Source organism: Gilliamella sp. ESL0441, from assembly GCF_019469185.1.
Classification (GTDB): domain Bacteria; phylum Pseudomonadota; class Gammaproteobacteria; order Enterobacterales; family Orbaceae; genus Gilliamella.
In genome coordinates this window covers 2,581,433-2,594,891 of the sequence record NZ_CP048264.1, presented here as the reverse complement: position 1 = coordinate 2,594,891, position 13,459 = coordinate 2,581,433, and the positions used below count along the sequence as shown (strand labels likewise).

The 13,459-nt window shown below is 38.5% G+C and carries 9 protein-coding genes; 4 read left to right on the top strand and 5 right to left on the bottom strand.

All coding sequences use genetic code 11. The features are described 5' to 3' along the window. Positions 1 to 502: 502 nt before the first annotated feature. From GYM75_RS11505 to parE, 5 genes are all read right to left on the bottom strand, one after another. Positions 503 to 2,071, bottom strand: coding sequence for a TerC family protein (locus GYM75_RS11505; protein WP_370632126.1), 1,569 nt, complete (start codon positions 2,069 to 2,071; stop codon positions 503 to 505). Between the two features lie 142 nt (positions 2,072 to 2,213). Continuing rightward, positions 2,214 to 3,656, bottom strand: coding sequence for a TrkH family potassium uptake protein (locus GYM75_RS11500; protein WP_220217317.1), 1,443 nt, complete (start codon positions 3,654 to 3,656; stop codon positions 2,214 to 2,216). 14 nt (positions 3,657 to 3,670) lie between these two features. Then, a complete protein-coding gene (gene djlA / locus GYM75_RS11495; RefSeq protein ID WP_220216063.1) occupies positions 3,671 to 4,522 on the bottom strand; it encodes a co-chaperone DjlA in 852 nt (283 codons plus the stop codon). A 1-nt stretch (position 4,523) separates the two neighbouring features. Beyond that, complete coding sequence (parC, locus tag GYM75_RS11490; protein WP_220216062.1) at positions 4,524 to 6,752, bottom strand: DNA topoisomerase IV subunit A; 2,229 nt, start codon at positions 6,750 to 6,752, stop codon at positions 4,524 to 4,526. 27 nt (positions 6,753 to 6,779) lie between these two features. Beyond that, positions 6,780 to 8,669, bottom strand: a complete 1,890-nt coding sequence (gene parE, locus GYM75_RS11485) for a DNA topoisomerase IV subunit B (RefSeq protein ID WP_065559628.1) — start codon at positions 8,667 to 8,669, stop codon at positions 6,780 to 6,782. Positions 8,670 to 8,903: 234 nt separating this feature from the next. Here parE and GYM75_RS11480 point away from each other — a divergent pair, with 234 nt between their 5' ends. The 4 genes from GYM75_RS11480 to GYM75_RS11465 all read left to right on the top strand — a co-directional run bounded on the left by GYM75_RS11480 (position 8,904) and on the right by GYM75_RS11465 (position 13,449). Continuing rightward, positions 8,904 to 11,351, top strand: a complete 2,448-nt coding sequence (locus tag GYM75_RS11480) for a DMSO/selenate family reductase complex A subunit (protein ID WP_220216061.1) — start codon at positions 8,904 to 8,906, stop codon at positions 11,349 to 11,351. 14 nt (positions 11,352 to 11,365) lie between these two features. Next, positions 11,366 to 11,986, top strand: a complete 621-nt coding sequence (locus tag GYM75_RS11475) for a DMSO/selenate family reductase complex B subunit (RefSeq protein ID WP_267360597.1) — start codon at positions 11,366 to 11,368, stop codon at positions 11,984 to 11,986. A 1-nt stretch (position 11,987) separates the two neighbouring features. Then, complete coding sequence (locus GYM75_RS11470; RefSeq protein WP_220216059.1) at positions 11,988 to 12,827, top strand: DmsC/YnfH family molybdoenzyme membrane anchor subunit; 840 nt, start codon at positions 11,988 to 11,990, stop codon at positions 12,825 to 12,827. Between the two features lie 61 nt (positions 12,828 to 12,888). Further along, positions 12,889 to 13,449: a molecular chaperone gene (locus GYM75_RS11465; protein WP_220216058.1), complete on the top strand. Its 561-nt coding sequence runs from the start codon at positions 12,889 to 12,891 to the stop codon at positions 13,447 to 13,449. Positions 13,450 to 13,459 lie beyond the last annotated feature (10 nt).

Here is a 13,459-nt window from a genome sequence, read left to right as displayed (position 1 = left end):
TATAATGCCATAACCACATTTTTGCTTATCATTAGTCAAGCATGACAATTGTGGTGATTGGCTTGCTTATACAGTACAAAATTCACTGCATTATTATTACCGCTTCTTTTAACAGGTCAAGCATTATTCTGCTCAGTCTTTATTGATAAATACCTGTATTAAAAACTGACTTTAATAGTAAATTTCATATAGTCATTAAGTTGCGATGATGAAATAGTAAATCCTGATTAAATTAATCATAATTTATCTGCGTATTTTATAGCATCTTTAAATAGATAGTAGGATAGGTGTTTACCTGTTTTGGGCTAACTCATCTGTTTATAGTGTAATGGAGACAAATCTAATCACTTGTTATTGTTTTGTTAGAAGACGAAAATAATCCTTAAAACCAATTGTTCAACATCTAATGTTGGATTTTTAATGAGGATAAAGAATATTGAATGGTTTTTAAGATATCGTAACTCATTAATAATGAGTTACGATTGAGTATGCCCTTGGTTCATTAAATTGAATCAAGTTTGTTCAGAGTAATTTTAACTTTTAAAATACGATGGCTTTCAATTTCAGCTATTTCAAATAGGTAATCACCTATTTGCATGGTCTCACCGACTTCAAGTAAATGCTGTGCTTTTTCCATCAATAATCCTGCAAGAGTATGGTATTCACGTTTATCATCAATTGGGATTGGGACAAATCGAACCAACTCTTCAACCGGGATATAGCCATTGGCAATCCACGTATTATCATCCAGACATTGAATATCATGTTTGGCGTCAATTTCTTCCTCTTCGGTCGGAAAATCGCCAGCGATAGTTTCGATGATGTCGGTGACTGAAACCACGCCTTGCATGGAACCAAATTCATCAACTACAAAAGCAAAATGGGTTTTGGCTTTTTTAAATTGTTCTAACGCAACAAGTAACGATACCGTTTCGGGAAAGATTAGCGGTTGCTTAATTAAAGCGTTAATATCGATTGGCTCTTTATTTTGCAAAACATCTTTTAACAGGTCGTTAACTTGAATAATGCCTAAAGGTTCATCAATCGACGCATTATCAGTCACGACTAATCGTGAATGAGGATTTTCAAAAATCTCTTTCAAAATTGTTTCACGGTCGTCATTGATATTAACCATATCAACATCTAACCTTGCTGTCATAATACTGCTGACCGATCGCTTTGCCAGTCCAAGAACGCGTTCAACCATGTTGAGTTCTTGATGGTTAAAGACAGATTCTTTTTTATTGTTATCTGATACCGTATCAATTGTGTGAGTATCCGGATCTTCTTCAACATCGCCTTTCAGTAGATGTAAGATCGCTTCGGCAGTCCGTTCTCGCAGAGGTTTTTTATTCAATGCTTTGCGACGATTGAATATGGCTAACTGATTAAAAAACTCAATCATGATTGAAAAACCAATAGCGGCATATAAGTAGCCTTTTGGAATGGCAAAACCAAATCCTTCTGCAACTAAACTAAAGCCGATCATTAATAAAAAGCTCAAGCAAAGAATAACAATGGTGGGATGCGAATTGACAAAATAGGCTAAAGGTTTACTTGCGACCATCATAATGCAAATTGCCACACAAACGGCAATAATCATGACAGGAATATTTTCAACCATACCGACCGCCGTAATCACAGAATCGAGAGAAAACACGGCATCTAAAATAACGATTTGTACAACGACAGTCCAAAAGTGTGAGGTTTTTTTCGATTTTCCTTCTTCGTGAGCTGCACCTTCAAGACGTTCATTGAGTTCCATGGTGGCTTTAAACAGTAAAAATATGCCTCCCACTAACATAATAAGTTGGCGGGCATTGAAACTAATACCAAACGCTGTAAATAGTGGTGTCGTGAGTGTGACTAACCAACCGGTGAACATTAATAAAATAATGCGAGTAATTAATGCAAAAGCAAGACCAGTGATGCGTGCTTTATCGCGTTGGTGTGGTGGAAGCTTCTCGGCAAGAATGGCAATAAAAACAATGTTATCAATACCAAGGACGATTTCAAGTACAATCAGGGTGGATAAACCAATCCAGATCGTAGGATCCATGATCCATTCCATATGTCAGGTGATTACCTCTAATAAACACAGCACATGCTGCGTTCTAATTTTCTATGTAATTGACTAAATAATCAATAAAATATTTATGAATTTTGCATAATTTGGCAAAAAGTTTTATTTTTATGGGTGTTTGAGTTTAAGGTTAACTTCGCCAAAATGTTGGTGTAAAAAGGACTAATAATGTAAATATTTCTAGTCGTCCAAATAGCATATCGACCACCATCACCCATCTCACCACATCACTGACATGGGCAAAATTATCACTGACACTACCAAGCCCCACACCTAAATTATTGAGTGAAGAGGCAACAATATAAAAAGAGTCGGTTGCATCAACACCTGTTGCCATAATGACAAATAAACTAATTAGAAAAACTAAAGCGTAAGCAGAAAAGAATCCCCAAACTGATTCGATAATTCGTTCAGGTACAACTCGATGATTTAATTTTAAGGTATAGATAGCGTTTGGATGAATTAATCGTTTTAGCTCACGCGAACCTTGCATAAATAAAAGTAGTACTCTGACCACTTTTAAGCCCCCCCCCGTCGAACCGGCACAACCACCAATGAACGAGGCACAAAGTAGAAAAATAGGTAATGATGAAGGCCAAGTATTAATATCATCTACAGAAAATCCTGCTGTCGATGATATGGACACGACTTGTAATATGATTTTATCAATACTAAGGCGATGAGGTTTATAGAAAAATATAACCACTGCGCATATGGCAATTAGTATTAATAGAATGAAAATAAAGGTTCTAAACTCTTGGTCTCGCCAGTAAACTTTTATTGAAAAACCGCTTAATGCAGCAAAATGGAGCGCAAAGTTACAGCCAGATAAGATTAAAAATAGGGTAACAATATAGTTGATTGCCGGGCTATTAAAGTAAGCCAAATTATCATCATGGGTGGAAAATCCCCCCATTGAAATCGTTGAAAAGCTGTGGGAGATAGCATCAAATACATTCATGCCTGCAAACCACAAGCAGATTGCGCATAGTGTGGTAAGTAGAATATAGATTGACCAAAGGGTTTTTGCTGTTTCGGCAATACGTGGTCGCATTTTACTGTCTTTTTGTGGGCCGGGAATTTCAGCACGATAAAGTTGCATCCCCCCGACACCTAGTAAAGGTAGGATAGCAACCGCTAACACGATTATCCCCATTCCGCCAAGCCATTGCAGTAATTGTCGATAAAACAGTAACGCTTTAGGTAAATGGTCTAACTTCACAATGGTGGTTGCCCCCGTTGTTGTTAGACCAGAAAATGATTCGAAAAATGCTGTCGTTAAGTTTAAATTAATGTGATTATCAAAAATAAATGGAAAAGCGCCAATTGTGCCTAACACAACCCAAAATAGCACCACAATAAAAAAGCCTTCACGGGTGTTAAGTTCGTGACGTTGGTGTCGATTTGGTAACCACAACAAGCCGCCTAAAATCAAGGCTGCAAAAAAAGAACGAAGAAATATCGCACCAGCGCCATCACGATAAATTAATGCGACCAGAGCAGGTAATAACATGAAAACAGATAATAATGTTATCAATAATCCTACAATTCGAATAATTGAACGCCAATGCATCATCGTTGTTGTCTCTATTTAAATCCGCGCGATACTTTTATGAGATCATAAGCAGCTTGAATCTCTTGAGCGCGTTTTTTGGCAGCTTCAAGCATCTCTTTAGGTAAGCCTTTTGACACTAACTTATCGGGATGATGCTCATTCATTAGTTTTCGATATGCTTTTTTTATTTCTGTAATTTCGGCTGATGATTCGATACCTAAAATTTTGTATGCATTTTGTAGATCTGATTGTGCTGAACGACCTTGATAGCCCTGATGTTGATGATTTTGTTGATATTGGTAATGCTGATCTTGGTATTGATTTTGGTGATAACCATTTTGACGAAAATGGTAGCTTCCCATCATCATTTTAATATACATGGTCATTTGTTGACGAGGAATATTAAATTCTTCTGCCACAATATACAATATTTGTGACTCTTTTTCATCTAAATGACCATCAACCAGTGCCGCTTGAATGAGTTGTTCACAAAAAATATTTAACACATTACGTCGAAAGCGGTATTGAATATATATCTCTTTTAAACGAGCTCGAAGAGGGTAATCCGCAGCTTTACCTCGATTAAATGAGTCTTGCGCAAGTCGTCGACTGTTGCTATCAAGTTGTAGTCTATCCATAAAATGGCGTGCAAGATTGATGTCATCTTGTGTGACCACGCCTTTTGCTTTACTGAGATGACCAAGTACTTCAAAAACAATGGTTAAATATAAAGTTGGATTAGTTTGAGTTCTTTGCTGGTTTAACTTGTTACAAAGGGTTTGATAGAGCATTGGACCAACAAAAAATCCAAGTAAATAACCCCATCCCGATTTTAATACAATGCTTAATACAAAGCCTGTAATAATCGCCCAAATAAAAGACATACTATTTGTTTACCTCAATTCGATCTATTTTTTGTAGTCCACGTGGTAAAGCGCTACCTTTACGAGCACGTTCTGCCCTAAATTTTTGTAAATCAACAGGATTTAGGGTAAGTTTGCGTTTGCCAACATATAAGGTGATGGATGTTTCCGGTGTAATTAAAATCATATAAGCAAGGCTGTCATCTGCATTGGATAATGAGATTATTTTGTTTCCTTTGCCTTTTGCCAGTTCGGGAAGATCTTTTACAGGGAAAATAAGCATCCGTCCTGCTTGGGTAATGGATAAAAGTAAGCTTTCATCATTTGAAATTTCAATAGGCGTGAGTACTTTCGCATTATTCGGTAGATTAATTATGGCTTTACCGTTTCGGTTACGTGCGACTAAATCACTAAATTGACATATAAATCCATACCCCGCACTTGAGGCAAGTAAAAATTTTTGATTGTCATTTGCTGACATCAATACATGTTCAACGCTTGCACCAGCAGGTAATGCTAATTTACCCGTAAGTGGTTCGCCTTGTCCTCGCGCTGAAGGTAATGTATTGGGTTCAATGGCATAGCTACGGCCCGTTGAGTCAATAAATACCACAGGTTGATTACTTTTTCCTTTTGCAGCCGCTTTAAAACTATCGCCAGCTTTGTAACTCAGTCCCGTTGGATCAATATCATGACCTTTAGCCGCTCTTACCCAACCCATTTCAGATAAGACAATGGTCACCGGTTCTGACGGTATTAGTTCTTGTTCGGTAATGGCTTTTGCTTCACTGCGTTCAACAATCGGAGAACGGCGTTCATCCCCGTATTTATCAGCGTCTTGTTGAAGCTCTTTTTTAATTAAACTATTCAATTTTCTAGGTGAACCGAGTAATGCTTGAAGCTGATCACGCTCTTTAGCGAGATCACTTTGCTCACCTTTGATACGCATCTCTTCAAGTTTAGCTAAATGGCGAAGTTTTAACTCTAAAATCGCTTCAGATTGGATTTCAGTTAAATTAAACCGTTGCATTAACTCTGTTTTAGGATCGTCTTCATAGCGAATAATATTAATGACTTCATCGATATTCAAAAAGGCAATAAGTAAACCATCTAAAATATGAAGGCGTTTTAATACTTTGTCTAAACGGAAGTTTAAACGTCTGGTTACCGTATTACGACGATATTCTAACCATTCAGTTAAAATCTCAACTAACCCTTTGACGGATGGGCGATTGTCTAGCCCAATCATATTCATATTGACCCGATAGCTTTTTTCCAGATCGGTTGTGGCAAATAGGTGATTCATGACCTGTTCTAAGTCAACACGATTAGAGCGAGGTACAATGACGAGTCGTGTTGGATTCTCATGATCAGATTCATCACGTAAATCTTCAATTAATGGTAGTTTTTTGGCACGCATTTGTGAGGCAATTTGCTCTAAAATTTTCGCACCAGAAACTTGATGTGGCAGATCAGTGATAACGATATCACCTTCTTCTTTTTTCCATACAGCACGCATACGAATTGAGCCACGTCCCGTCTTATAGATTTTTTCTATATCTTGTGGTGGGGTGATGATTTCTGCTTCAGTTGGAAAGTCAGGCCCTTGTATGTGAGCCATCACTTCGCTTAGCGTAGCTTTCGGATTATCTGCCAGCATAATCGCTGCATTGGCCACTTCACGAATATTATGGGGTGGGATGTCGGTCGCCATCCCAACAGCAATACCTGTAGTACCATTTAATAGAATATTCGGTAATCTGGCCGGTAACATTTTCGGTTCTTGTAATGTACCGTCAAAATTAGGGGTGTAATCGACCGTACCTTGTCCTAATTCGCCTAATAGTAGTTCGGCATATTTAGATAGGCGTGATTCGGTATAACGCATTGCAGCGAAGGATTTTGGATCATCTGGCGCCCCCCAGTTACCTTGTCCGTCAACCAATGGATAGCGGTAAGAAAATGGTTGTGCCATCAGTACCATTGCTTCATAACAGGCGCTATCACCATGTGGATGATATTTACCTAAAACATCACCGACAGTACGTGCTGATTTTTTAAATTTAGCCTGAGCGTTAAGCCCTAATTCTGACATGGCATAAACAATACGGCGTTGCACTGGTTTTAAACCGTCACCAATAAAAGGTAGTGCACGATCCATAATGACATACATAGAGTAGTTTAAATAAGCGCTTTCTGTAAAGGTACGTAGCGACTGAACTTCTACTCCGTCATGAGTTATCTCACTCATTATTGTTCCTCTAAATCATTCTTTATGTTAGACATCAAGTTGGACTTGGTCACCTTTTTCTTGCAACCATTCACGGCGATCTTCTGAACGTTTTTTAGCAAGTAACATATCCATTAACGCCATTGTTTCTTCTGAATTATCTAATGATAACTGTACTAAACGGCGAGTATTTGGGTCCATCGTTGTTTCACGCAGTTGCAGTGGATTCATTTCACCGAGACCTTTAAAACGTTGTACATTCGGTTTGCCTTTTTTCCGTTTAAGCTGATCTAAAATTCCTTCTTTCTCTTCTTCATCTAAGGCGTAATGGACTTCTTTACCAAGATCGATACGATATAATGGTGGCATAGCAACAAAAACATGTCCGTGTTCGACCATTGCACGAAAGTGACGAACAAATAGCGCACAAAGTAGGGTGGCAATATGTAAACCGTCAGAATCGGCATCGGCTAAAATACAGATTTTACCATATCGTAATTGGCTTAAATCATCACTATCAGGATCAATACCAATCGCGACCGAAATATCGTGGATTTCTTGAGAACCAAGGACTTCATCCGATGAGACTTCCCAAGTGTTTAGAATTTTACCTTTTAATGGCATTATCGCTTGATATTCCCGATCTCGAGCCTGTTTAGCTGAGCCACCTGCGGAATCGCCTTCCACTAAAAAGAGTTCAGTTCGGCTTAAGTCTTGTGATGAACAGTCCGCAAGCTTGCCCGGTAATGCTGGACCGCTAGTTAATTTTTTACGAATAACTTTTTTTGAAGCTCTTAGTCGTCGTTGTGCACTGGAAATCACCATTTCCGCTAGTAATTCAGCGGTTTGTACATGCTGATTTAACCACAAACTAAAAGCGTCTTTAACAATGGCAGATACAAATGCAGCACTTTGTCTGGATGATAAGCGCTCTTTGGTTTGTCCTGCAAATTGTGGCTCTTGCATTTTTACAGATAACACATAAGCACAGCGTTCCCAAATATCATCAGCCGTCAATTTTATGCCACGTGGTAATAAATTACGAAATTCACAAAATTCACGCATTGCATCAAGCAGTCCTTGGCGTAAACCATTGACATGGGTACCCCCTTGCACTGTAGGAATTAAGTTAACATAGCTTTCTGTTAACAGTTCGCCACCTTCCGGCATCCACAAGAGTGCCCATTCAACGGCTTCTGTATCACCGGTATGGCTGCCGGTAAATGGCTCTTCCGGTAGTAGTGAGTAACCACTGACGGATTCCATTAAGTAATCTTTTAAGCCATCTTGATAACACCAGCGTTGTTCGGTGTTATTAATTTTATCTTTAAAGATAATTTCAAGACCAGGACAAAGTACCGCTTTTGCTTTGAGTAGATGAGATAAACGGGGTACTGAAAATCTTGGTGAATCAAAATATTTTTCGTCTGGCCAAAAGTGAACTTTTGTGCCCGTGTTACGACGTCCACACGTACCAGTTACATGAAGATCTTCGACTTTTTCGCCATTTTCAAACGCAATTTGGTATACTTGACCATCTCGGTTAACGGTCACTTCTACCCGTTTAGATAGCGCATTAACAACTGAGATACCCACACCATGAAGTCCACCAGAGAATTGATAATTTTTATTAGAAAATTTACCGCCAGCGTGTAAACGGCAAAGTAATAATTCAATAGCCGGTACCCCCTCTTCGGGATGAATATCAACAGGCATACCTCGCCCATCATCAATAACTTCTAATGAATTATCTTCATAAAGCGTGACTTTAACTTGACGAGCGTGACCGGCTATTGCTTCATCGACACTATTATCGATAACCTCTTGCCCTAAATGATTTGGGCGAGCCGTGTCGGTATACATACCTGGACGATGACGAACAGGATCGAGCCCTTTTAAGACTTCAATATCAACAGCGTTATAAGTAGATTGTGACATAGTTTTTCTATTTATTCGAATAAATGACCTTATTATACCAATCTTTCTTTAAGATGCATGAAATTAAATTTATAATGAAAAGCAAATTCAGTATTTTTACCAAGTATTTATTGAGAATAATTGTTATTACCTTTATTTATTGATAGTTAAAAGACGGTTTATGCCGTTTTCTATTTTATCAGCCCATCTAAAGTATTATGATAAATAAATCCCAAATAGACATAAGGGAACAAAATGAGCAAGTCAGATAATAAGATAACCCGACGAGATTTTTTACAAAAATCGTTAGCAATTGGGAGCGTTGCGGCATTAGCCAATACCATTCAATCCCCATTTGTGTACGCAGAACCTAACGTTAATGACAATGATAGTCTTGCCAGTTCGGATAATGAGGAAAAAATCGTCTATAGTGCTTGTTTAGTTAACTGTGGTAGTCGCTGTCCTCTAAAAGTCCATGTGAAGAATGATATTATTACTAAAATTTCTTCGGAAGACGGCATTAATGATCCTGTCTTTGGTCTGCATCAAATTCGTCCTTGCTTGCGAGGAAGAGCGGTACGTTGGCGAACTTACGATCCTGAGCGTTTAAAATATCCTATGGTACGAGTGGGTAAGCGTGGTGAAGGTAAATTCAAACGTATTTCATGGAATGAAGCAATCGCTTTATTGGCAAATAAACTCAAGTATACCATTAATCAATATGGCAACGAGTCTATTTATTATCAATATGGTACAGGTACTACAGGTGCAAATATTTCTGGGCGTAGTGCTTGTAAGCGATTCTTGAGTACGATTGGTGGTTATCTTAATTATCATGGTGATTATTCAAGTGGTCAAATAACTGCTATCCAACCTTATATTTATGGCAATGCAAAAGAGTCGTTAATAGACCAAATTAAACACTCTGATCTAGTGGTAATGTTTGGACAAAATATTGCTGAAACTCGAATGTCGGGTGGGGGGCAGGTGACCGAGCTATTCAATGCATTATCACAAAGTAAAGCAAGGGTGATTATTATTGATCCAAGGCGTAGTGAAAGTGTTGTGGGTTACAATGCTGAGTGGATTCCAATAATTCCTGGAACGGATGCCGCTTTAGTTGCTGCAATCGGTTATGCTTTACTAGAAGAAGATAGAATTGATGATGCAATGCTCAATCAATATTGTGTAGGCTGGAATGCTGACTCATTACCCGACAGTGCACCGCCTTTTAGTGATTTTAAATCTTATATTCTTGGATTAGGTGATGACAGAACGCCTAAAACCCCTGAATGGGCAGCTAAAAAGACCGGTATTCCAGCTAAACAAATTCGTCAGCTTGCATTAGATATTGTCAATGCTAAAGCAGCATGGATTTCTCAAGGTTGGGGGGCTCAGCGTTGGCAAAATGGTGAGCATACTACCCGTGCAATTATGATACTGCCAATTATCACGGGTCAGTTTGGTAAACAAGGTACTAATATCGGAACTTGGGGCGGAAGCGTGACTTATCCGGTTCCTGGTCTGAATCTGTTAAATCCGATTAAAACCAGTATTCCATTTTTTTTATGGACAAAAGCGATTGAAGAACCGCAGAACATGACAGCTAAAAATGCTTATATACTGGGTAAAGATAAATTGGATGTTGGTATCAAGTTTATCTGGAGCTATGCCAGTAATGTAATTGGTAATCAGCATGCCGATCTCAATCGAACCCATCAGATTTTACAAGATGAATCAAAATGCGAATTTATCTTGGTTTGGGATACGCATATGACCGCTTCAGCAAGGTATGCCGATTTGTTATTACCTGATGTGTCGTCAGTGGAAAGTCATGATTTAATCAATAATTCCTATGCATCGGGCGCTTATCACTATGTGATTCGTATGCAACAAGCCATTAAGCCACTTTGGGAAAATCGTCCGGCTTATGATGTGCTAACCGAATTGTCTGAAAAAATGGGCGTTAAAGATAAATTTACGGAAGGACGAACACAAGAGGAGTGGATAGCGTATAGTTATGAAAGAATGCGCAAACAAAATCCTGATTTACCGTCTTTTGCCGAAACAGACGGTATGGGAGTTATTGATCGTAAATTAGCCGATAGTGATAATCACATTGCTTTAAAGGCATTTCGCGATGATCCCGTTAATCATCCGTTAAATACCCCATCGGGCAAAATTGAAATTTATTCTGAAGCCTTAGCGAAAATTGCGCGTGAATGGGAATTTGAGCAGGATGATAAACTTTATCCTATCCCAGCTTATTTACCCGCAATTGAAGGAAGCGAAGATAAGCTGAAACAAGAAAAATACCCATTACAGTTAATTGGATTTCATATTAAAGGACATTGCCACTCGTCTTATAGCAATCTCCCTCAATTGCGTGAGGCTGTTGCCAGTAGTCTGTGGATCAATCCTATTGATGCTCAGCAGAGACACATAAAGCATGGTCAATTAGTCGAAGTTTTTAACGATCGCGGTCGGTTATATATTCCTGCAAAAGTAACGCCACGTATATTACCCGGAGTGATTGCCATTCCACAAGGGTTGTGGGCAAAAACCAATGCAGCGGGTATCGATATTGGGGGGTGCGTCAATCGATTAACTTCATTGCGTCCTTCGGTATTGGCAAAATCAAATTCACAACATACCAATTTGGTTGATATCAAACCAATATCCAGTATGTCTTCGGCATCATAAGTCACAGGGAGATGATGAAAATGCAATATGGATTCTTTATTGATTCTTCCAAATGTACCGGATGTAAAACCTGCCAAGTCAGCTGTAAAGACGAGAAAGATAATGCCCTTGGGGTGCATTTTCGCCGAGTCTATGAATATGGTGGTGGCACATGGCAGCAAGTAGCTGGAATTTGGCAGAATGATACATTTACTTATTATTTGTCGATCGCCTGTAACCATTGTGATGAGCCGACTTGCGTACAAGGCTGCCCTACGGGGGCAATGCACAAACGCAAGCAAGATGGCTTAGTGGTTGTCAATCAAGATGTGTGTATCGGGTGTCGGTATTGTGAAATGCGTTGTCCTTATGGTGCACCACAGTATGATCATCAAAAGCGTGTCATGTCAAAATGCGATGGCTGTTATGAACGTGTCGCCGAAGGATTAAAGCCCGTGTGTGTCGAATCTTGTCCGCAACATGCTTTAGATTTTGACGAGATAGGCAAATTACGTGAACGTTATGGTAATGAACGTAATATTGCTCCTTTGCCTAATGCCGAGCTAACTAAACCCAATATTGTGATTAAACCCCATGCACAAGCTAAAAGTTCGGGTGATACATTGGGTAAAGTGCTCAATCCAGAGGAGGTTTAATATGCATGAATTACCACTCGTTTTTTTTACGGTATTGGGGCAATTATCTGCGGGAATGGTATTGCTGAGTAGCTTGTCTTGTTTCATCAATCATTCACAAGCTAAACAAGTTATTAGACAAAAAATTAATGGGTTAGCACTGCTTTTTATGGCTCTTGGTATGCTTATTGCCTCATTCCATTTGGGGCATCCTATGCGTGCCTTCAATGTGATTTTGGGTATCGGTCGTTCGCCAATGAGTAATGAAATTTTTACCTTTAGTGTATTGTTTGGAGTTCCGCTTGTATCCTTGTTACTCAATTATTTTGCTCTTAATCCCAATAGTGAAAAACTTGATATTATTAAGCCGCTTTGTTTAAAGATAAATCGCATCCCTTATATAAATCAACTATTAGCGATCGTGTTGATGATACTAAGTTTAGTGTTTGTTTGGACGATTGTTTTAACGTATAGATTACCCACAGTGAAAACGTGGGATACTGTTTATACACCGATTCAAATGTATCTAACGATGCTGGCATTAGGTGGTATTGCTAGTGCTAGGGTTGGGCTATATCGATTAGGAATAGGTGCTTTTATTATTGGCGTTTTATTAATTGTGCTGTCAAAAGTACCTTATTTTAATTTAATGACTTCAATCAGTCCGGCGCTGGCTAATGCGCAATTGAGTTGGATGATAATCGAGTGTATTTTATTAATCGTGGCGCTAATGTTGATTATTTTTAGTTGTTGGCGAACAAAACATATGACGATACTTTGTACTACAGCCTTTGCTTGTACTTTTTTGGGGGAGGTTTGTGGACGCATTGCATTTTATAATTTATGGACAATACCGCTATAATCATTGAAGCTAATAACTCATAGCAAATTAAGTCATTTTATAATGAATAAGAGAGATAAGATTGGATAATCTAACTACCGCCACCTTAGCAAAAATCATTGGGGCATTTTTTTACTATTCTCCTCGAAGTGAAACCGTCAAACCGTTGATTGAGGCTTTACTCCATATCGATCAGCTTGCTAATTGGCAAAATCCCAAATTAATTTGTCAGCAATGTCAAAGATTGGCGGCAGAATTATCCCATCAAGATCTTGATTATCAATTTTCACTGTTATTTGAAGGACAAGGTGAAATGCTTGCCCCACCTTGGGGATCGGTCTATTTGGATCAAGAAAAGTTATTAATGGGGGAATCACAAGAACGTTATCGTGAATTTTTACAGCAACAAGGGTTAATGCTGTCTACTGGTATGAATGAGCCTGAAGATCAGTTTGGATTAATGTTAATGGCATTTGCATTACTGCTAGAAAAAAATCAGCCACAAACAGCAAAACAATTATTAAATGAACATTTATTTACGTGGTCTACTTACTATTTAAACCAATTAAAACATAATCAAATTAGTCCATTTTATGCTGCTCTTGCCGTTATTGCAGAACAATATTTAGAGATGCTTCAATGAGCGTGTTTAT